The sequence below is a fragment of the Roseovarius mucosus DSM 17069 genome, assembly GCF_000768555.3.
Lineage (GTDB): Bacteria > Pseudomonadota > Alphaproteobacteria > Rhodobacterales > Rhodobacteraceae > Roseovarius > Roseovarius mucosus.
The window spans coordinates 495262-516137 of the sequence record NZ_KN293980.1; the positions used below are offsets into that span (position 1 = coordinate 495262).

The window sequence follows — 20876 nt, forward strand, 5'->3', positions numbered from 1 at the left end:
GAGATCAGCTTGCGACTTCGAGGGGAAACCAGCTTCGGGATGTAGTGACGCCCCGGGCTACCTTGGTCGCCAGCCCGGCGTCGCGAATGGCTTGGGTCACGTCATGACCAATCCCCGGCAGATGAGTCAGGGAGATGTCGGGGGTAATTCCCTTGGCCTGCGCCGCTTTGCGGAAATGCGCGACATAGGTCCGCGCCCTTGCGATCCGTGTCGGCCCCTGAAGACGGTCGAGCCGGGGGGTCTTGCGCAGAGTGTCGTCGCGAAGGGAATCCTCAAGCCCGACGAAGACCTGAACCGGCAGGCGGAGATATGCGCCGAGGGCCTGCTCATGTCGCCGTGCCCAGCACAGGCTTGCGGGATCTTCATCGACCCCGAGCCCATAGGGATAGGCCATGCTGGCGTCAGGCAGGCAATACCACCCCGCAGCGGCAAGGCTGAGGCGCCCCACGCGATGCGGATAGAGCATTGCAAAGCGATGGGCGAGTTGCGCGCCCCCGGAATGACCAAAGACATCGACGGGCCCGGCAAAGGCAGCGTCGCCTTGGGCCAGATGTGACAGCATCGCCAAGAGCGCCTGATCGGGGCGTGCGGCGCGGCAGGGGCGTTGGAAATGCGGCCAGTCACGTTCGGAAAAATGCGGTACGACCACGACACGCCCGCTTGTCTCGGCCTCTGGTGTGAACAGATCGACCAGTTCATCTGCGTTGCGCGAAATACCGTGGAGAACCACCAGCGGCGGCAGACCGGATCGCCCTGCCGGTTTGATGATCCGCGCAGGTAACGTGCCCGACGGCGAAGCTGCGCGATGCGTGGTGACGATTGTTGCGAATGTGGGGCGATGCATGTGCGTCTCCTGCATGATGTTCTGCTAGGGAAACGGGGCACCGGTGGGATTATTCCACTGCCCTGAAATTTTTCAAAACGCGCGATGAAGCGCCTGTGTTGAATCTTGTTTTGAATCTGGGCGCGCTCGGTCATCGGTTCTGTCCGCTGCTGTCTTGCGAGAGACCCGAGTAGCGATGACCGATATGATTGCGGCCCGCGCCGAAGCCGAGACAAGGCTGGAGGCGTTTGTGCCGCGCATGGGGCGGAGCGATCCCCGCCAAGGGTGGGCTTTTGTCCGCGGCACATTCTGGCGTCAACCCGAAAGGAATGGCAGCACCCTGGAAGGGCGGGCGACCATCCTGTCGGCCATGTGTCTTGCATCAATGCGATGCTTATGCCGATCAGCCCAAGAAACGGCTGCCCGCTGCAGCCAAGTGGGAATTTACTGCCGCTCAAGCCACATTGGCTTGAGGTATGTCTCCGCCTGACGCTTAGGCCTTGAGTATCTAGAACAAAAGTGACGGCAGCCATGTGGCCAGGAATGGCATGGCCCAGACCAGTAGAATGCCAACAGCCTGCAACCCGATGAAGGGCACAACGCCGCGATAGATATGGACGGTCGTGATTTCCTTGGGCGCCGCAGCGCGCAGGTAGAACAGCGAAAACCCGAACGGCGGGGTCAGAAAGCTGGTTTGCAGGTTGATCGCCAAGAGCACGCCCAGCCAGATCGGATCATGCCCCATCAGGATCAACGAAGGCGCAACAAGCGGCAGCACGATCACCGAGATCTCGACGAAATCCAAAAAGAAGCCCAGCACGAAGACAAACAGCATCACGAAGAGCAATGCGCCGGTCGGACCACCCGGTAGGTTCTCGAGCATATGGGCCACGCGCTCTTCACCGCCCAGCCCGATGAAGACCAGCGAAAAGAAACCGGCGGCCAGAATGGTGGCAAAGATCATCGATGTCATGGTCAGCGTTGAGGACAGCGCATTATGGATGATTTTCTCGCGCATGGCGGCGCGCAATGCCAGAAGGACAGCGACAAGGCCAACGATGGCCAACAGCGCATAAAAAGCTCCGATCGCCCATTCCAGCGTGCCGTTGTCACTGCGCTGCAGCCGGACGGGATAAACCCCTGCGAGAAGGCCCAGAATCACCAAAGCTGCGGCGCCCAGCAGGATCAGCTTCGGGTTGACCCCGATCTTGCGCCCAGCCATCAGCAGCGCACCGATGGCCCCGACTGAGGCGGCCTCGGTCGGGGTGGCGATACCGCCAAGAATGGCACCGAGAACCGCGAAGATCAGCAGAACCGGTGGAACGATCGCGGCAAAAACTTCGTGCCGGTCTGGCCGTGCAAGACCGATGTCCGCCGGGGGCATGTCGTGCGGGCGCAAGGCCCCGCGGATTAGGATGTACAGCAGATAAAGCGTGACAAGCAGAAGCCCCGGGATCATCGCTGCGGCAAAGAACTGTCCGACCGAAAGCGCCTCGACCGAGAATTTCCCTTGTTCGTATTGCGCTTGTTGGAAGGCGTTGGACATGACGTCCGCAAGGATGATCAGCAAGGTTGAGGGGGGGATGATCTGCCCCAGCGTGCCAGCGGTGCACACGATGCCCGCCGACAGCGCAGGATTATAGCCCGCGCGCAGCATTGTGGGCAGGGCAATCATGCCCATCGCGACCACCGTCGCGCCAACGATCCCCGTAGACGCCGCCAACAGCGCACCGACCAGAACGACAGAAATCCCCAACCCCCCGCGCAATTGCCCAAAGCTGCGGCCCATGGTGTCCAGCAGCTCTTCGGCGATGCGGCTTTTTTCAAGAATGGCCCCCATCAGCACAAAGACGGGAATGGCGATGAGCACGGTGTTGGTCAGCAGACCAAACGCCCGCTGCCCCAATGCCCCTAGCAGAGAGACATCCATGACCCCAAGCATCCACCCCAGATAGGCAAAGGCAATAGCCACGCCCGCAATGCTGAACGACACTGGAAAGCCAGACAGGATCGCCATCATGAGGGCGGCGAACATAATGAGGTCAAGATACCCAGTCATGTCGCGCTCTTTTCATGAAAGAGGCGCACCAAGAGCGCCAGTGACTGCAACAGGATCAGGACGCAAAACGCTGGGATCAGGGATTTGAGCAGGAAGACCGCCTCGATCCCGCCGACCGAAATCGGCCCTTCGAGGATTTTCCATGAATTTCGCACGGTCGGCCACGACCAGTAGAGCAGGGCGATCATGGATGGGATCAGCAGAAAGATATGGCCGAATATGTCGATACGGCGCCGCTTGGCGTCCGTGACCTTGGCGTAGAACACATCGACGCGGACGTGTTTGTCCACCAGCAGCGTGAACCCCGCGCCCAGCATGAAGAGCGTTGCGTGCATATACAAAACGCTTTCCTGCGCGGCGATGGAATTAACGCCGAAAACGTAGCGCCCGATGACGATGCAGAATTGCGCCAGAACCATAAGGAGGGCCAGCCACCGGACCACGTCGGCGACAGCTGTGTTCATTCGGTCAATCGCATTGGCAAAGCGCAGCATGGCGGACCCTCTTTTGGCATGGACGTGGTGCCCGACACAGGCCGCGCACCACGGTCTGCATCAGTAACCGAACACGCCTGCGCGGGCATTCATCTGCCCGTTGTCGGCGTAGGGCATGTAACCGCCCACCAGATCGCGGTACGCGATAAAGCTTTCGGTGATCCGCACGACAAGCTCGTCTTCGTCGGCCAGATATTCCTGCATGACCTCGTCCGCCGCGACGCCCATGGCTGCAATCACATCATCGGGCAGCTTGCGCAGCTGAACGTTGTGTTCGGACACAAGCGTCTTCAAAGACTGCGCGTGCTTGGTCATGTATTCTGTCCAAACGGGGTTATAGAGGCCCTGACAGGCCTGCGTGACCACCTCTTTGAGGTCATCGGGCAGCTCGGCATAGACATTTGCGTTCACGCCGCATTCCTCCGCTGACGACGGCTCGCCCACGCCGGGCCAGTAGTAGTAAGGCGCGACCTGGTAATAGCCAAGCGCCGAGTCCGTCCACGGTCCAATGAATTCGCCAGCATCCAGTGCCCCGGTTTGCAGAGCCTGGAACATCGCGGGACCTGACATGGCCTCTGCCGCCATGCCCAGCTTGGCGGCCATCTGCGATGCGATGCCGGTGGTTCGGAACTTGAGACCCTTGAGGTCCTCGACCGAGTTGATCTCGGTCTTGAACCAGCCCGCCCATTGCGGGCCGGAGTTGCCGCACAGGAACGGCTTGATGCCGAAACGGCCATACATTTCGTCATAAAGTGCCTGACCGCCGCCGTGATACATCCAGCCAAACTGTTCATCCGCGCGCAAACCAAAAGGCTGCGAGCCGAACAAAAGGATACCCTTGGACTTGCTGCCCCAATAAGCCGGAACAGCGTGGTAAAGCTCTGCCGTGCCTTCTGCTACGGCATCGAAAACGCCGTTGCCGGGCACGATTTCACCGGCGGCGTAAAGCGTGACGTTGATCCGTCCGCCGGACAGCGTGGTGATACGATCGGCAAGTGTTTGCGCCGCGACACCGGGCCCGGGCAAATTTTTGGGCCATGCCGAGACCAGCTTCCAGTTGCGCACATCCTGCGCGATGGCGGGCGCTGCCAATGTAGTGGCTGCAGCACCAATACCGGCTGTCGCAATAAATTTCCGTCTATCCATAATGTCGTCTCCTTGTTGGGTTTTCTCTTGGTTGGGTTTTGACCGTCTGACGCAGCCTTCTTGGTTCTTCAGTTCCCCAGAATGCGGGGGAGGCGCAGCCCGTTTTCTCGCGCACAGTCGATCGCCTCTTGATAGCCGGCGTCAGCGTGACGCCAGACGCCGCTGGCCGGATCGTTCCACAGTACGCGTTCGATGCGCTTGGCCGCCTCTGGCGTGCCATCGGCGCAGATCACGACGCCGGAATGCTGGCTGAACCCCATACCAACACCGCCGCCATGGTGGATGGAAACCCAAGTGGCACCTGACGCAGTGTTGACCAGCGCGTTCAGCAACGGCCAATCGGATACGGCGTCAGATCCGTCTTTCATCGCTTCCGTTTCGCGGTTGGGCGAAGCAACTGACCCGCTGTCGAGATGGTCACGACCAATGACGACGGGCGCCTTCAACTCGCCACTTGCCACCATCTCGTTGAACGCAAGGCCCGCACGGTGCCGGTCCCCAAGACCGATCCAGCAGATGCGGGCCGGCAGGCCTTGAAATGCGATCCGGTCGCGCGCCATGTCGAGCCAGTTGTGCAGATGGGTGTTGTCGGGGAACAATTCCTTCATCTTCTGGTCTGTCTTGTAGATATCCTCGGGATCACCCGAGAGCGCAGCCCAGCGAAATGGTCCGATGCCACGGCAGAACAGCGGACGGATATAGGCGGGCACGAAGCCCGGGAAAGCAAAGGCGTTGTCCAACCCTTCCTCAAGCGCCACCTGACGGATATTGTTGCCGTAATCCAACGTCGGCACACCGGCGTTCCAGAAATCAACCATCGCCGCAACATGGGTTTTCATCGACGCGCGGGCGGCCTTTTCAACCGCCTTGGGGTCGCTTTCGCGCTTGGCCTTCCATTCCGCCATGGTCCAGCCTTGGGGCAGATAGCCGTTCAGCGGGTCATGGGCGCTGGTCTGGTCGGTCACGATATCAGGGCGGATACCGCGGCGGAAAAGTTCGGGAAAGACATCAGCGGCATTGCCCAAAAGGCCGACAGATTTGGCCTCTCCGGCTTTGGTCCATCGGTCGATCATCTCCAGCGCTTCGTCCAGCGTGTCAGCGCGTTCGTCGACATATTTGGTGCGCAGGCGGAAATCGATGCTGTCGGGGTTGCACTCAACGGCAAGACAGCAGGCGCCGGCCATCACAGCCGCCAAAGGCTGTGCACCGCCCATGCCGCCCAGACCGCCCGTGAGGATCCACTTGCCTGTCAGATCGCCGCCGTAATGCTGACGGCCTGCCTCAACGAAGGTCTCATAAGTGCCCTGCACGATGCCTTGGGAGCCGATGTAAATCCACGATCCGGCCGTCATCTGACCGTACATGGCCAGACCTTTCTTATCCAACTCGTTGAAGTGATCCCAAGTCGCCCAATGCGGCACAAGGTTTGAATTGGCAATCAGAACGCGCGGCGCGTCTACATGTGTCTTGACGATGGCGATGGGCTTGCCTGATTGCACGACAAGTGTTTCGTCCGCCTCCAGATCGCGCAAGCTGGCGACGATGCAATCATAGTCCGCCCAAGTGCGCGCGGCGCGTCCGATGCCACCGTAAACCACCAGCTCATGCGGGTTCTCGGCGACATCGGGGTGCAGGTTGTTCATCAGCATCCGCAAGGGGGCTTCGGTCTGCCAACTCTTCGCGCTCAGTTCGGTCCCCGTTGCGGGATAGATGTCGCGAGTGTTCTTGCGCGGGTCGCTCATTGAGGCCTCCAGTCAGACAGGGATTCGAGAATGGATGTGAGGTGGCGGCGCAGGTGGTCTGCGCGAGAGGGGTCATAACTCCAGGGCGGTGTTTCTGACGCCAGATAGGTGGATTGGGCCAGTTCCATCTGGATGGCATGAATGCCGTCCGCCGGTTGACCGTAGTGCCGCGTGGTCCATCCGCCCTTGAAGCGACCATTGAGGATGGCCGTGTAACCTTTTGCGTTCGAACAAATATGCATCGTTCGTTCCACAAGTTCGGGGGTGCAGGTGGCACCGTTGTTGGTGCCGATGTTGAAGTCCGGTAATGTGCCGTCAAACAAAAACGGAATATGCGACCGGATCGAGTGGCAGTCGTATAGGATCGCAAAACCATGGATCGCTTTCACGCGCTCCAGCTCGGCGGCCAGTGCGGCATGATAAGGGGCGTGATAGGCGATGCGTCTGCGTTCGACTTCCGTGTCGTCGGGCTCTTCGCCCGAGGGGTAGATCGGCACGCCGTCGAAATCGGTCGTCGGGCAAAGGTCGGTGGTGTTTTGGCCGGGGTAAAGGCTTGCGCCCGAAGGGTCGCGGTTCACGTCAATCACATAGCGATGCACGGGCGTGCGCACATAGGTCACATCCGCCACGAGACCATCATAAAGCTGGTGAATATGCCAGTCGGTATCGGCCATGGCACGGCCCGTGTCGTTCAGGCGGGCAAGGCAATCGTCGGGAATATCGGTGCCGGTATGGGGCAGGCCAAGAACCAAGGGGCTATCGCCTTGGGTGATGTCGATCAGGCTCATAGTGACATTTCCAGTCCAGAGGCCGCTGCAAGGCTATCGTTGCTGATACAGTCCGCCGCAGCCCGCAGGTCGGGGGCCAGATAGCGATCTTTCTGCAAGGTCGGGACAACCGTGCGCAGGTGGGCCATCGCCGCCTGTAAGGGCCGCGACGTGACAAGAGGCGCGCGTTGTTCGATCCCCTGGGCGGCGCAGATCGCCTCGATCCCAAGAATGCCGTTCAGGTTTGCGGTCATCCGCCGCAAGCGGCGTGCGCCATGGGCGGCCATGCTGACGTGATCTTCCTGGTTGGCTGATGTCGGCGTGCTGTCGGTCGAGCAGGGATTCGCCAAGTGCTTGTTTTCGCTCATCAAGGCGGCGGTGGTCACTTCGGCGATCATCAGGCCCGAATTCAGCCCTGGTTCTGGCGTCAGGAAGGGCGGCAGATCAAATGACAAGGTCGGATCCACCATCAAGGCAACACGCCGCTGCGCGATGGCCCCGATCTCGGCAAGAGCCAGCGCAATCTGATCGGCGGCAAAGGCGACGGGTTCCGCATGAAAGTTGCCGCCCGACAGAATTTCACCCGTTTCGGCAATGACGAGTGGGTTGTCAGTGACTGCGTTCGCCTCGATCTCCAAAGTCCGCCCAGCAAAGCGCAACAAATCGATGGCCGCGCCCGTCACCTGCGGCTGGCACCGAATGCAATAGGGGTCCTGGACGCGGGTGTCGCCGTCCCGGTGGCTTTCCCGGATCACGCTGCCGTCAAGCAGGCGAGTCATTGCCGCTGCGACGTCAATCTGGCCTTGATGGCCGCGCAGGCTGTGAATGGCGGGATTAAGAGGTGCGGTGGAGCCCATTATCGCATCTGTTGAAAGCGCCGATGTCACGACTGCAGCCCGTGCCGCGCGCCAGCCCTCAAACAACCCAGCCAAGGCGAGGGCCGTCGAAAACTGCGTGCCGTTGATCAATGCGAGGCCCTCTTTCGGGCCAAGCACCACCGGCGCCAGCCCAGCTTTGGTCAGCGCCGCGCCGCCGTCCATCGTCTGGCCTTCATACGTCGCTTCGCCCATCCCGATCATCACGGCCGCCATATGCGCCAGCGGCGCCAGATCGCCCGAAGCCCCGACCGAGCCCTGCACGGGGATCACCGGCATGACGTTGCGCGCCAGCATCGCCTCTATCAATGCGCAGATGTCCCACCGCACGCCAGAGGCACCGCGTCCCAATGAAAGCAGCTTCAGCGCCATCATCAGGCGGGTTGTCTCTGGCTCCAGCGCATCACCGACCCCGCAGCAATGCGACAGGATCAGATTGCGTTGCAGGGTTTCCGTGTCTTCGGGCGCAATGCGGACGGAGGCGAGTTTGCCGAAGCCCGTGTTGATCCCGTAAACGGGCGTGTCGCCACTTGCCGCCAGCGCGACAGTACGGGCGGATGCCTCGACCGCACCGCGTGCTGTGGGGTCAAGTCGCGCGGGGCCTTGCCCGCGCCAGATCGTTTCCAGGTCTGCCAGTGTTGCCCCGCCCGGGCGTAGGGTCAGAGTCATTCAGCACCTCCAAAGATGCGCGTGTGTAGTGGGTTGATCCCGATGCCATAGGACAGTTCCGCCGGATCGCTGACGTTCCAGATCGCCAGGTCGGCGCGCATGCCCGGCGCGATGACGCCGCAATCGGTCAAGCCAAGGGCGCGTGCCGCGTTTCGCGTCGTGCCCGCGAGCGCCTCGGCAGGGGTCATCCGGAACAGGGTGCAGGCCATGTTCATCGCCAGCAGGATCGAGCCCAAGGGCGACGATCCGGGGTTCCAATCGGTGCCGACGGCCATCGGCACAGCATGGTCGCGAAAGGCCTGGACGGGCGGCGCTTGGGTTTCGTGAATGGTGTAAAACGCGCCGGGCAATAGCACGGCCACGGTGCCGCTGGCGGCCAATGCGGCGGCATCTGCGGGGGTGGCGTATTCCACGTGATCGGCGGACAATGCACCGTACTTTGCCGCGAGCGCTGTGCCGCCGATGTGGCTGAGCTGTTCGGCGTGCAGTTTGACGGGCAAGCCTAACGTGCGCGCTTTGTCGAACACCCGCGCGATTTGCCTAGTGTCAAAGGCGATACCTTCGCAGAACCCGTCCACCGCGTCGACCAACCCTGCCGCATGGGCGGCCTCAAGCGTCGGCACGCAGACGGTGTCAATATAGGTGTCAGCATCCATCCCCTTTGGCACTGCGTGCGCGCCCAGAAAGCTGGTTACGATGCGAACAGGGCGCTGTTTACCAAGGGCGCGTGCAACACGCAGCATCTTGAGTTCGGTTTCCGTGTCCAGCCCATAGCCGGACTTGACCTCGATCACGCTGACGCCTTGGGCAATTAGGGCATCGACGCGGGGCAGCGCGCTTGCCAGCAGGTCAGCCTCAGAGGCATCCCGTGTCGCACCAACGGTTGAGACGATACCGCCACCCGCGCGTGCGACCTCCTCGTAGCTGGCCCCATTCAGGCGCATCTCGAATTCCCGTGCGCGATTGCCGCCGTGAACGATATGCGTGTGGCAATCAATCAGCGCAGGCGTGACAAGGCGCCCGTCAAAAGACCGCAGGTCAAGATCCGCGTAGTCGGGTGGTAATTTGGACGCCGGACCAACCCACGCAATCTGCCCGTCAGACACGGCAATCGCCGCTTCCCGGACTAGGCCATAGTCACCTGCCAAGGGTGCCATCGTGGCAGCGGTGATGTCAGTGAGGATATAGGAACGAGACATCAAGATTCCTTGCTAAAAAGCGTACTTAATATTAATATGTAACTACTTAATTTTGTCAACGGAGTTGTTTCTGTGCAAATCATCCACGCAAAACAGGTGCTTACCCCACAAGGTTGGCAAGATGATCTTGAGATCACGATCGATGCGAATGGTCGAATCGCACATGTCGGGATGCAACGCCAAGCGCCAACCGACCGCGTGTCTTTGTTGTTGCCCGCGCCGTTGAACCTGCACAGCCACGCCTTTCAACGCGCCATGGCAGGCCTGACCGAAGCGCGCGGTCCTGACCCCAGGGACAGTTTCTGGAGTTGGCGGCGGCTGATGTACAAATTCCTTGACCAACTCACGCCCGACCACGTCCAAGCCATCGCCGCGCTGGTGTTCATGGAGATGCTGGAGGCTGGGTATGGCGCGGTGGCCGAGTTTCACTATCTGCACCATGACGTCGGTGGAGTGCCCTACACCAACCTTGCTGAAATGTCGCACAGGATCACTGCCGCGGCTGAGCAGGCCGGTATCGGTCTGACGCTTCTGCCGGTTCACTACCAATTCGGTGGTTGCGATCTGCGGGCTTTGAATGGTGGGCAAAGGCGGTTTGGAAATGACCCCGAACGGTTCTTGCGCCTTCATCAAGATGCCGTAGCTGCTGTTGCCGCCGGTCCGGCAGACTTCACCGTCGGCATTGCCCCCCATTCGCTGCGTGCGGTTGATCCCGACGGCTTGGCCACGATCCTTGAACAGGCCACATGCGGCCCAATCCACATGCATCTTGCCGAACAGGTTGCCGAAGTCGATGAGGTGGTCGCCCATCTTCGTGCCCGACCCACCGAATGGTTGCTGGCCAATCATAATGTAGATGCGCGCTGGTGTCTGATCCATTGCACGCAGATGACGCAAGCTGAAACCATCGCCCTCGCCGCGAGCGGTGCGGTGGCAGGTCTGTGCCCCTTGACGGAATCAAACCTCGGCGACGGTATCTTCAACGGGACGGCTTACCTCGGGCAGGGCGGTACGATCGGCTTTGGCTCGGACTCAAACGTACACATCACACTGTTCGAAGAACTCAAGACGCTGGAGTATTCCCAACGCTTGCGCGATCTGTCGCGGGCGGCACTGGCGACGCAGGACCGTTCAACCGGGCGCGTTCTGTTCGAGTCGGCGGCCAAGGGAGGCGCGCAGGCGGGCGGGCGGCACTGCGGTGTGATCGAAGCAGGCTTCTGGGCCGACTTGCTGGGGCTTGATGACGACAATCAATGGCTCTGCAACCGGCAGCGGGATGCGAGCATCGACAGCCTGATATTTGGCGGTGGCGGGCAGGCGTGTATCTCTGATGTCTGGAGCGCGGGACGACATGTGGTCCAGAAAGGTCGTCATTTCCGGCGGGACGCGATAATCAACACCTTCAAGACAACGATGAGTCAGCTGGAGACCAACATTTGAACGGGCAAACGCGCCTTTCCTGGACTGATGTGCGTGATGAAATCCGAGCGCGGATTCTCAGCCGGACTTATGCTCCTGGTGACAAGTTGCCCCGCGACGAAGACATCGCGATCGAGCTTGGCTGCGCGCGCACGACGGTCCATCGCGCCATGCAAGACCTGTCGCAGATCGGTTTGGTCGAGCGGAAGCGCAAAGGCGGCACGCATGTGATGACCGATCCGGTCACGCGCGCAACCTTTGACATTCCGATCACCCGTCGCGAGGTGGAACAGCGCGGCAGCAAATATGGATACCAATTGATCAGCAGCACATTGGATGACACGCCGATGCCAGTCATGGCGCGGTTTGGGATCCATAAACCCTGCCAGATGCTGCATGTCAAAGCGCTGCATCTGGCGGATAATCGTCCCTATATCTTTGAGGACCGTTGGGTGAATACCCGATCGACCCCCGATATTCTGAACGTTGATCTGGAGGTTGAAAGCGCGAACGAATGGCTTGTGCGTAACAAGCCCTACAGCCGCGTTGACGTACGGTTCTACGCAATGAATGCCCAAGGCGAAAGCGCCAAATACCTGTCCACGACCGCTGGCACTGCGTTACTTGTAATCGAGCGGACGACATGGATCGGACAAGATCCAATCACGTCTGTGCAAGCTGTGGCAGCACCAGGGTATCAGCTGACAGCGCTGAACTGACCAAGCAAATCCGCGGATCCAGTTCTTTTAAGCAATGAAGATGCACGTTCTCCCTTGAAGGTGAATGCCACCGAATTGAAATCAGAAGCACCTAAATTCAAGGACACCGACCTTCGCCGCTGCGCGCCTGACTTCACCCTCCTGGGTTGGACTGTCCCAATTGGTGTGCAGTATGTCTGCGACAATACGGGCGCGAAAATCGGATCGTGGACCATAGGAGAGCTAAGAACGCCCACCAACGCAACCACCGAGGCCGCGCTGTTATTTTCTGCGCCTATGATGGATGGTGGATAGTTTGACGAAATATTAATTGGTTGTGGGGTGCCGCGTGTAGTTCCGTCCGTGCTCAAATTATTGACATAGTCGTGGTCAAGCCCTGATCATTGGCAGACGACGCGGTGTCTCTCCGGTGAATGATCGCCAGGCATTCGCCACGGCAGGTGCGATTGGCGGTGTGCCGATCTCGCCAACACCCGTCGGTATGTCGGTGCTGGGTCGTATATCCACGATGATTTGTGGCATGTCCTCCAAACCCAGCACGCGATAACTGTCGTAGTTGCGTTCTCGCACGGTGCCGCCTGGCTCCAGCGTCAACTGCTCATAAAGTGCAGCACTCAGGCCAAAGCCTATTCCCCCCTCAATCTGCGCGCGAATGATGTCTGGGGTCACGGCGACACCGCAATCCACCGCACACCAGACGCGGGTGACATGGGGTGCGCCATCACGGTTCTCGACCTCGGCAATCTGCGCCACGTAGCTGCCGAAGGATTTGTGCAACGCCACGCCAAGACGGCGATCGCCGTTGCCCGGACCGCTCCATGCCGCCATGTCCGCCACACGTTCCAGCACGGCACGGTCCCGTGCGCGATCCGGTGTGATCAACTCCAGTCGTCCTTGTACGGCATCGCGCCCGGCGGCTGCCAGCAATTCATCCAGAAATGTCTCTGTCGCATAGGCTGTATGGGTGTGCCCCACTGCGCGCCACCAAAGCACCGGGACCGGATTGATCATCTGCGCCCAGGATACTCTGCGCCGAGGCAGCCCATAAGGCAGATCGACGGAGCCCTCCACGGCCATTCGGTCCACGCCGTCGTTCATGACGGTCTGTTCGAAAATTGTGCCAAAAGCAATCGACTGATTGACGATCGTGTTGTCCCATCCTGTGATGTTCCCGTCCGTGTCAAGGCCCGCACGAAGGCGGTGAACGGTCAGAGGGCGATAGTACCCTTGGGTCATATCATCCTCGCGGGTCCATTGGAGTTTGTAGGCACCAGGCCCCCCTGCCGCCGCGACTGCGGCAAGCTCGGCCTCGAATTGACCGCTGGCCGTTGCACGGCGACCGAAACTTCCGCCCGCATACATCGTGTGAACCGACACAGCATCTTCCGCCACTCCAAGAGCCGCAGAAAACACAGGACCAGCGACAGTCGGGATCTGGATCGCCGACCAGATTTCGGCGCGCTCAGGTGTCCATTCAACGACACCATCCAACGGCTCCATCGCGGCATGTGCGAGGTAGGGAAAGACGTATTCCGCCTCAAAGGTCTGCGCGGACTCGCTCAGGGCCGCCTCCACATCGCCGGTCTCCTCCGAGACGGTGGCGGGTGCGCGGGCCGCGGCGATAAACTCCGCCTCTATTTCTTCGGATGACCGTGTCTCGGCGGCGCTTTCGTCCCATGCCGCAACCAACGCCTCGCGACCGCGCAGGGCAGAATAGGTATCCACAGCGTAAACGGCGATGCCCGAGGGTATTTCGCGCACGGCAAGCACACCTGACACATCCAGGGCCTCTACCGGATCGAACGATGCGACTTTCGCTCCGAACTTCGGCGGATGCAGTACCGCAACCACCTGCATTTCGTCGCGCATTACGTCGATTGTAAAGGTGGCCAACCCCCGCGCCTTTTCCACCGCATCAAGCCGCGTGATTCCTTCGGCGCCGATTAGGGTGAAATCAGCGGGATCTTTCAGCGTCACATTCTGCGGCATCTCCAGGCCAGCGGCGCGCTCGGCAATCGCCCCAAAGCCGCTGCTCATCCCGGACGCCGCGTGACGAACCACACCGGCCGTCACGGTGATCTCACCCGCAGGCACGGACCAGAGCCGTGCTGCGGCCTCGACCAGCAAGGCGCGCGCCGTAGCGCCGGCTTGGCGCATGGTCATGTAACTGTTGGGCAAGGCCCGTGGAACTACCGGTGCCTTGAACACCTCCGAGGGCCGGATTCCCATAGAGAAGGGGATTGTTGGGGGCCTGTTCTGCCCGCATCTGACCCCAGTCGGCGTCCATCTCTTCGGCGGCCAACAGGGTAAGGGCGGTGTTTGCCCCTTGCCCCACCTCAATATGCTTGATCAGGACCGTGACGGTATCGTCCGGCGCGACCCTGATAAAGGCATTCGGTGAAAATGCTCCCGATCCGTCCACCAGCGCTTGGGCTCTACCCTTGACCGGGAGGGCGAGGGCGATGAGCAACCCGGCCGAACCTGCGAGAAAACCGCGCCGCGAGGATACAGGCGCCGATTGGGTTTGCGGGGTTTTGACGGTTGAGATCGGGTACATGCCTCAAGCCTCCAAAGCGTCGGATGCGGCGCGCACGCCCTTGCGGATGCGGGCATATGTGGCGCACCTGCAGATGTTGCCGCCCATGGCCGCGTCGATTTCTTCGTCGCTCGGTTTTGGGATGTTCTGCAGCAACTCGGTTGCGACCATGACCTGCCCGGATTGGCAGTATCCGCATTGCGCGACGTTCAGGTCAGCCCATGCTTTCTGCACCGCATGTGCTGCATCTCCTTGGATGCCTTCGATGGTTGTCACCTCGGCATCTTCGACCGCCGCAACCGGGGTCACGCAGGATCGCGTGGGCACGCCATCAAGCATCACAGTGCAGGCCCCGCATTGGGCAATGCCACAGCCGAACTTGGTACCCGTCAACTTGAGATGGTCGCGCAACGCCCACAAGAGCGGCATGTCCGGATTAACATCAAGCGTCACCGGCGTTCCATTCACGGTCAGTCTCGTCGCCATTTTGCATCTCCATTTTCAGTGTTGGGGCGTTACCAATTTGATTTTGAGTTTGCGCTTAAGAGGCGACCTTTTGCCATGTTACGACGCCGTTCCAATGAATGGGCAAAGATGCTTTCGATCTCAAACATCAGGGTTTTCTTGGACTCACGGCGTTTCTTGGAAGCATGACACCTATTTTGAAATTAGATCCCATGGCTCGCGCAGGCGACATGCAGATGAGGTCAAACGCCATCCATTTGGGTCAGCCTGCTTTCAAACTGAAATTAGGGCGTCTCGTCGAACCAGCGGGGCTTAGTCGCCATTGTGAAGACCTCCGCATGTGCCGAAATTCCAAGAGGCATGTGCGGTTAGAAAAGGTTTAGCAATTACTTCAACGCGAGGGTCCCAAGACGGCAGAGGTCCGAGACCAGGCGCCGACTTAACTCGGTATGATACTGCTCAACTGGTTGATATGATGGTGTGGTCACCTGTGGCTGGCGACGCGAAAGATGGCCGATGTCGGTGCTGCGCTCACCGGCGCCTGTGCATCAGGCTCATGAGCCGCGCCTGCCGGTCGAACGGCTTATCCGGGGCTGGCGCTCCTGCCTTGCCTTCCATCATCCGCCGCACCATCACCGCTGCCACGCCGGCAAAGATGACACCGCCCGCCGCTTGCCCGATGAGCACCCCCGCCGCGCCGAACACCGCACCGCCCGCAACAACGAAGGGCACGGTGCCCAACGTATGCCGCCCCCAGTTGATCCAGGTAGACCGGAACGGATGGCCCATGTTGTTGAAGGCCGCGTTCGAGACGAAGATCACCCCATTGAAGAAGAACGCCAGCGCCAGCGGGCCGCAGAACAGCACGATCAGCTCGCGCGTCACCCCCTCAGCCCCGAAAAGCGTAATGATGGGCCCGCGTAAGGCAATCAGGATCGCTGTCATCGCAAGGGTGAAGAGGGCGCAAAAGAGCAGCCCGTCGCGGTAAGCCTGCCGCACCCGGTCCATCCGCCCGGCGCCGAAGTTCTGGCCGATCACCGGGCCGATGGCGCCGGACAGCGCGAAGATCACGCCGAAGGCCACGGGCGTCATCCGGCCGACGATGGCCATGCCCGCCACCGCCGCCTCGCCGAAGCTGGCCATGGCACGAGTGACGACGGCCTGACCCAGCGGTGTTGCCAATTGGGTCAAGATGGCCGGGGCGGCGATGGTCACGATGGGCACAAAGGCGATGGACATCTCCGGCAGACCGGGCCGTACCAGTCCACCGTGATGCCGAAAGATCGGGATCAGCGCGGTGCCAGCAATCACCAGCCGCGCCGCCACGCTGGCCAGTGCAGCACCCGTCAGGTCAAGCCCTAGGCCGAAGATCAGGATTGGGTCCAGCACCGCATTGACCAGCGCCCCCCAGATTGTCGCCATCATCGCGCGGCGCGCGTCGCCATGGGCGCGCAGGATCGCACCGGCCACCATGCCGACGATCAGCAAGGGCAGGCTGGGCACGATGATCTGCAGGTAGTGCACAGCGAGATCCAGCGTCTCGCCCGTCGCCCCCATCAGCGCCGCCAGTCCCGCAAGGTTCAGCCAGACCACCGCCACGAAAACTGCGCCGAAGACCACCCCCCAGACAAGCGCTGCCGCGGCCTGCGCGCGGGCCAACTGCGCGTCGCCCTGTCCCAGCGCCCGGGCCACTAGGGCGCCCGCTGCGATGGCCATGCCGATGCCAAAGGAGGTGGTGAAGAACAGGATCGCCCCCGCATATCCCACCGCAGCCGCCAGTTCCGCGTTGCCCAGCATCGCGATAAAGACCATGTCGATGAAGTCGACCGCGAAGACTGCCATCAGACCGACCGACGAGGTAAGCGCCATAACCGTGATATGGCGAAAGAGGCTGCCCTCCAAAAAAACTGCGCGTGCTTCGGCCATAGGGCTTCCGATTGATTGTTGGATCGCCGCCCAAAGATGAGCTGTTCCAGATGCTAAGTTCCCTGACCCATCAGATCACATTTTCAAATGTGCTCCGAAATAGGCAAATGAAGCAACCCAAGCCTATCGGGCTAGGTCTAACCGGCCGAGAAGGATATCAAGAGCGGCGCCGATATTTCGAAGATCGAGAGTTTTGGTGTCGCTGCTCCAAATCGGCTGATGAAAACACTTGAGCGCCGTCCATTGACCTTACCAATGCTCCGAAACGGACCATGATCCGCCTCGCGGTCAATAACAGTTCCGATGCCAGAGCTTGTTCCGGAGAGCGCAAGGTTTGTGCCCGTCAAGTCTTTGGATGCGTCAAGAATAGCCCCGTTTGTCATGGGTAAGTCCTTTTGAAGGAGCGAAAGTCTTTCATTTGATTATGCGCTCCGATCACCAATAGGATCACCAGGCATATCTCGCATATCAATCCATTCATGGCCTCGTGAAACACGCGCAATCTTGACGGTTCAAACACTCTGGACGACGCTCTAGTCTTGGGCTGTCTTGTTTGCGCTTGCGCTTGCGCTTGCACTTGCCCTGCGGCGTGCGGCTTCTTCGCCCAGCTCTAAGATTGCAGCTATTGGGCGGATCATCACGACAAGGTCCATTATTTTGCCTGCCAAATCGAAGCGGATGATGTCTATGCCCGTGAACGCAGTATCGCCGACGTAGCCGCGAAACTCGAGAACATGACCTTCGTCACCGTTGAAATGCCGCATATATTCGAAATTCTCGAAAATGCTGAACGACAACCCCAAGCTGCCGACGACTGCCTGCTTGCCCCGCAGGGGCATCGCGTCCCCCGGATTGAAATAGGTCACGTCGTCTGCCAAAAGATGCGGCAGTTTGTTCCAATCCCGTTGAACGAAGATGCGTTGCCATTCGTCCAGTGCGGTATATCCTCGCATGTTTAGGATCCTTTCAGGCTGCTTCGAAATGGTTTGTTCGTTGAAAGCTCCTGATTTCGGCAACCTGTTGAAGAGACTGATGCAACGATCACTTGGTCACCCATGACTGACTGATCCACGCGGGGCTCATAGCACCTTATCGCCGGCCAGTTTCCCTACCACCTCCTCCGTGGTGAGAATGGCGTGAGCATAGGTTGGCCCGTTGATCTCGTGTGCGGCGTGCAACGCTTCGGGAGAGAAGGCCGCCGTTGCGTCTCGAACAAGGGTCACATGATAGCCGAGTTCGGCCGCATATCGCGCAGAGGCTTCGGTGCAGGTATTGGCGATCGCCCCAACGAAGATGACGTGGGAGATTCCGCGTTGACGCAACTGGACATCAAGGTCGGTATTGGCAAAGCTGGATGCCCCCCAGTGTTCCTTGACGACGATGTCGCCATGGTCTGGGCCGAACCCCTCGTACCAGTCGCCGCCTTTGCTCCCCTCGGCGAACATCTGGTGTTCGCGGGCTGCGGCCTGAAACGGGGTCAAGTGTGCCCAACCGTCGAAGTCGCCGGTGCGGTGGCGGTGATGGGGCAGGATGAAGATCGGATGTCCGGCGTCGCGCACGGCCGCACGAAGCTTGGCCAGATTGGCATGAAGATCGACTGATCGGGAGACCTCGCTCAGTGCAGGCCACATCTTGCCGTCCTCGGCGAGGAAATCGTTATAGGGGTCGACGCAAAGGAGCGCGGTCTTGCCGTCTGGGTAGGCCGTGTCTGTCATGGGTAACTCCTTTGCGGAAGGGTGGTTGCGGGTTGGCGCGGCCTGCCTCATGTGAAATCCACCGACTTGTTGAACGGCATCTCGCGCAGGCGCTGCCCTGTTGCCGCAAAGATCGCATCGGCCAGCGCAGGGGCGGACGGGGCTGTCGCAGGTTCGCCCAAGCCCCGGACCCGCTCGGCAAGCCCCAGAAGCTGCGTATGGAACCGCGGCGTCTGATACAGGCGCATCCCCTCGAAAGCGTCGAAATTGGTCTGCTGCACGGCGTGGCTTTCGTAGGTGAGCTCGCAATTCATCGCGTGGCCAAGGCCAAAGATGGCCGCCCCGGTCAATTGCGCCTCGGCGTTTACGGGGTCGAATACGGTGCCGCAATCGGCGGCGATCCAGACATCGTCGATGCGGATGCCCCGGTCGGTCAGGGTCACGTCGATGACCTCGGCCACCGGAACGCCATGGGTGTGGGCGAAGGCGATGCCGCGCCCACGCCCCGGCCCGATGTCAGCGCCCGCCCATTCGGACATCTCACCCACCGCCTCGAGCACACGGCGGCTATCGGCGTCGGCGATCAGGCGCAACCTTTCCTCCAGCGGGTCGGCGCCTGCGGCGTGGATCAGTTCCGACAGAAAGCTTTCGTGAAAGAAACTGTTGGAGCAGGCCCCGGGCGACCGCCACGATCCGACCGGCATCATCGGCGGCGCGGCATAGCCCGTGACGCGGTAATTTGGGATCGCATAGGGTTGATCGTAAGCGCCCCAGACCAGCATCGTGTCTGGCCCCGGTGGCACGATGAAGATGCGGCCGAACCATGATGCGATAAGTGACGGGCTGATCGTGTCGAGATCATAGGCCATCACCTGGCCATGTCTCACCGCGCCCCGACCAACGGCCATGTGCAGGGGGCGGGGATAATCATGGGTCATGTCCTCTTTTCGGCTCCAGGTGGTCTTGATCGGCGTGCCGGGCATGGTTGCAGCGATTTGGATCGCCTGGACCACGTAGTCATTGTCGAGCCTGCGGCCGAAACTGCCGCCTGCGGGCAGAGCATGAAGCGTGACCTGCGACGGATTGAGGCCGGTCAGCTCTGCTGCTGCGTCGCGCACCACGGCGGGGATCTGCGTCGCGGTCCAGATCTGCACCCTGTCGGGCTCGATCAGAACTGTGGCGCAAAGCGGCTCGAGCGCGGCATGGGCGAGGAGGGGCGTGCGGTATTCCGCCTCGATCACGGTGGCCCCGCCGAGCGCCGCCTCGACATCGCCGTCGTCGCGCAGGCGGCTGTTTCGGAATTCATCCGTGTGGCCAGCCGTCAGCGCCTGCCACATCTCGGCGGAACTGGCGGGATAGTCGGGGGGTAGCCAATTGACCTCTAGCGCCTGCGCCGCCTGAAACGCGAACCAGGTGTTGTCGGCAATGACCGCTAGCCCCTCGTTAACCTCAACGACCGAGCGCACGCCTTGCATCGCAAGTGCTGCATCGGCGGAATAGCTTGCCATCGCGCCGCCACGCCCCGGGTTGGCACGCACGGTCGCGTAGAGCATGCCGGGCAGAACGACGTCGATGCCGTAGTCCTGTGTTCCGGTCGATTTCGCGACGATGTCGAGGCGCTGATAGGGCTTACCCAAGCGCATCCAGTCCGAGGCGGGTCGGAGCGTCACGTCGGTGACAGGTTCAATAGCCGCCGCCTCCGCGGCAAGATCAGTGTAGGCGATGCGCGTTCCATCTGGCAGAATGACGTGTCCTTCCTCGGTCCGCAGATCGGCGCGACCTACGCCGGTGCGGGCCGACGCGGCGGCCTTGAGGGTTTCGCGCGCCGTCGCACCGGCGAGGCGCAGGGGCTCGTGCAGGTCTGCGACAGACGACGACCCGCCGGTGAACTGCGAGCCGGTCAGGCGCGCGACGTTCATCATCACGTCGCGCACCGTGTCTGCCACAACCCCGTGCTCCCATGCCGGAAAGGGCATGCTCTCGGCGGCGATGATGCCATTGAAATAGGCCGGATGCGGCTGGCCTGGGTCGAGCGTGGCAGTGGCTGGGTCGATATCAAGTTCCTCGGCGATCAGCATGGCCTGAGTCGAAGCGATGCCCTGTCCGACATCGGCGCGCGGCACGATCAGCGTGATACCCTGCGGCGTGATCTTGACGAAAGGGGTCAGCGCCGCCTCGCCCTCTGGTAGATCATTCAGCAGAGGGTTGGGCGTGGGGCGGGTGACGTAATACGCCCCAAAGGCGACTCCCCCGACAATGGCGGCGGACCCGATCAGGAAACTGCGGCGGGTGATTGTTCTGGCGCGTCCCAAGTCTCAGGCCTCCCGCATCGCGCGGGCCGCA

General features: G+C 60.9%; 16 protein-coding genes and 1 pseudogene. 2 read left to right on the forward strand and 15 right to left on the reverse strand.

Features of this window, described 5'->3' with window-relative positions; genetic code table 11:
• Positions 1 to 4 precede the first annotated feature (4 nt).
• The 8 genes from ROSMUC_RS13580 to hutI form a co-directional block, all read right to left on the reverse strand.
• Entirely contained in the window at positions 5 to 844 is an 840-nt protein-coding gene (locus ROSMUC_RS13580) for an alpha/beta fold hydrolase (protein ID WP_102105960.1), read from the reverse strand.
• A gap of 487 nt (positions 845 to 1331) precedes the next feature.
• Positions 1332 to 2882, reverse strand: a complete 1551-nt coding sequence (locus ROSMUC_RS13585) for a TRAP transporter large permease (RefSeq protein WP_037273951.1) — start codon at positions 2880 to 2882, stop codon at positions 1332 to 1334.
• Positions 2879 to 3376, reverse strand: a complete 498-nt coding sequence (locus ROSMUC_RS13590) for a TRAP transporter small permease subunit (RefSeq protein ID WP_037273953.1) — start codon at positions 3374 to 3376, stop codon at positions 2879 to 2881. The genes ROSMUC_RS13585 and ROSMUC_RS13590 overlap by 4 nt, the downstream gene beginning before the upstream one ends.
• Positions 3377 to 3436: 60 nt before the next feature.
• Positions 3437 to 4522, reverse strand: coding sequence for a TRAP transporter substrate-binding protein (locus ROSMUC_RS13595; protein ID WP_037273956.1), 1086 nt, complete (start codon positions 4520 to 4522; stop codon positions 3437 to 3439).
• 68 nt (positions 4523 to 4590) lie between these two features.
• Positions 4591 to 6264: a urocanate hydratase gene (gene hutU, locus ROSMUC_RS13600; protein WP_037273959.1), complete on the reverse strand. Its 1674-nt coding sequence runs from the start codon at positions 6262 to 6264 to the stop codon at positions 4591 to 4593.
• Positions 6261 to 7046 carry an N-formylglutamate deformylase gene (hutG, locus tag ROSMUC_RS13605; protein WP_037274160.1) on the reverse strand — a complete coding sequence of 262 codons (786 nt, stop codon included), beginning with the start codon at positions 7044 to 7046 and terminating at the stop codon, positions 6261 to 6263. The genes hutU and hutG overlap by 4 nt, the downstream gene beginning before the upstream one ends.
• Positions 7047 to 7048: 2 nt before the next feature.
• Entirely contained in the window at positions 7049 to 8575 is a 1527-nt protein-coding gene (gene hutH / locus ROSMUC_RS13610; RefSeq protein ID WP_037273961.1) for a histidine ammonia-lyase, read from the reverse strand.
• Positions 8572 to 9732 (reverse strand): imidazolonepropionase, encoded by a 1161-nt coding sequence (hutI, locus tag ROSMUC_RS13615; protein WP_245875186.1) that lies wholly within the window; start codon positions 9730 to 9732, stop codon positions 8572 to 8574. The genes hutH and hutI overlap by 4 nt, the downstream gene beginning before the upstream one ends.
• Before the next feature lie 114 nt (positions 9733 to 9846).
• On the opposite strand from hutI, the gene ROSMUC_RS13620 reads away from it, so the two are divergent.
• Positions 9847 to 11214 carry a formimidoylglutamate deiminase gene (locus ROSMUC_RS13620; RefSeq protein ID WP_037273965.1) on the forward strand — a complete coding sequence of 456 codons (1368 nt, stop codon included), beginning with the start codon at positions 9847 to 9849 and terminating at the stop codon, positions 11212 to 11214.
• Positions 11211 to 11912, forward strand: coding sequence for a histidine utilization transcriptional repressor HutC (locus ROSMUC_RS13625; RefSeq protein WP_037273967.1), 702 nt, complete (start codon positions 11211 to 11213; stop codon positions 11910 to 11912). The genes ROSMUC_RS13620 and ROSMUC_RS13625 overlap by 4 nt, the downstream gene beginning before the upstream one ends.
• A 369-nt stretch (positions 11913 to 12281) precedes the next feature.
• Here the strand turns inward: ROSMUC_RS13625 and ROSMUC_RS13630 are convergent.
• The 7 genes and pseudogenes from ROSMUC_RS13630 to ROSMUC_RS13655 form a co-directional block, all read right to left on the reverse strand.
• Positions 12282 to 14469 (reverse strand): annotated as a pseudogene (locus ROSMUC_RS13630) (xanthine dehydrogenase family protein molybdopterin-binding subunit).
• 3 nt (positions 14470 to 14472) lie between these two features.
• Positions 14473 to 14934, reverse strand: coding sequence for a (2Fe-2S)-binding protein (locus tag ROSMUC_RS13635; RefSeq protein WP_037273969.1), 462 nt, complete (start codon positions 14932 to 14934; stop codon positions 14473 to 14475).
• A gap of 510 nt (positions 14935 to 15444) precedes the next feature.
• A complete protein-coding gene (locus tag ROSMUC_RS13640; protein ID WP_037273973.1) occupies positions 15445 to 16839 on the reverse strand; it encodes an MATE family efflux transporter in 1395 nt (464 codons plus the stop codon).
• Positions 16840 to 16976: 137 nt separating this feature from the next.
• A complete protein-coding gene (locus tag ROSMUC_RS21195) occupies positions 16977 to 17222 on the reverse strand; it encodes a hypothetical protein (protein ID WP_206018454.1) in 246 nt (81 codons plus the stop codon).
• A 150-nt stretch (positions 17223 to 17372) separates the two neighbouring features.
• Positions 17373 to 17792 carry a nuclear transport factor 2 family protein gene (locus ROSMUC_RS13645; RefSeq protein WP_037273976.1) on the reverse strand — a complete coding sequence of 140 codons (420 nt, stop codon included), beginning with the start codon at positions 17790 to 17792 and terminating at the stop codon, positions 17373 to 17375.
• 126 nt (positions 17793 to 17918) lie between these two features.
• Positions 17919 to 18554: a cysteine hydrolase family protein gene (locus tag ROSMUC_RS13650; RefSeq protein ID WP_037273979.1), complete on the reverse strand. Its 636-nt coding sequence runs from the start codon at positions 18552 to 18554 to the stop codon at positions 17919 to 17921.
• A 47-nt stretch (positions 18555 to 18601) separates the two neighbouring features.
• Positions 18602 to 20845: a xanthine dehydrogenase family protein molybdopterin-binding subunit gene (locus tag ROSMUC_RS13655; protein ID WP_037273982.1), complete on the reverse strand. Its 2244-nt coding sequence runs from the start codon at positions 20843 to 20845 to the stop codon at positions 18602 to 18604.
• Positions 20846 to 20876 lie beyond the last annotated feature (31 nt).

What these genes read in the sequence shown, in the direction of transcription:
- ROSMUC_RS13635 (WP_037273969.1), bottom strand. Translation starts at nt 14,934, where the DNA reads ATGGCGACGAGACTGACCGTGAATGGAACGCCGGTGACGCTTGATGTT.
- ROSMUC_RS13580 (WP_102105960.1), bottom strand. Translation starts at nt 844, where the DNA reads ATGCATCGCCCCACATTCGCAACAATCGTCACCACGCATCGCGCAGCT.
- ROSMUC_RS13595 (WP_037273956.1), bottom strand. Translation starts at nt 4,522, where the DNA reads ATGGATAGACGGAAATTTATTGCGACAGCCGGTATTGGTGCTGCAGCC.
- hutI (WP_245875186.1), bottom strand. Translation starts at nt 9,732, where the DNA reads ATGGCACCCTTGGCAGGTGACTATGGCCTAGTCCGGGAAGCGGCGATT.
- ROSMUC_RS13650 (WP_037273979.1), bottom strand. Translation starts at nt 18,554, where the DNA reads ATGACAGACACGGCCTACCCAGACGGCAAGACCGCGCTCCTTTGCGTC.
- hutH (WP_037273961.1), bottom strand. Translation starts at nt 8,575, where the DNA reads ATGACTCTGACCCTACGCCCGGGCGGGGCAACACTGGCAGACCTGGAA.
- ROSMUC_RS13590 (WP_037273953.1), bottom strand. Translation starts at nt 3,376, where the DNA reads ATGCTGCGCTTTGCCAATGCGATTGACCGAATGAACACAGCTGTCGCC.
- ROSMUC_RS13585 (WP_037273951.1), bottom strand. Translation starts at nt 2,882, where the DNA reads ATGACTGGGTATCTTGACCTCATTATGTTCGCCGCCCTCATGATGGCG.
- ROSMUC_RS13640 (WP_037273973.1), bottom strand. Translation starts at nt 16,839, where the DNA reads ATGGCCGAAGCACGCGCAGTTTTTTTGGAGGGCAGCCTCTTTCGCCAT.
- hutU (WP_037273959.1), bottom strand. Translation starts at nt 6,264, where the DNA reads ATGAGCGACCCGCGCAAGAACACTCGCGACATCTATCCCGCAACGGGG.
- ROSMUC_RS13645 (WP_037273976.1), bottom strand. Translation starts at nt 17,792, where the DNA reads ATGCGAGGATATACCGCACTGGACGAATGGCAACGCATCTTCGTTCAA.
- ROSMUC_RS21195 (WP_206018454.1), bottom strand. Translation starts at nt 17,222, where the DNA reads ATGACAAACGGGGCTATTCTTGACGCATCCAAAGACTTGACGGGCACA.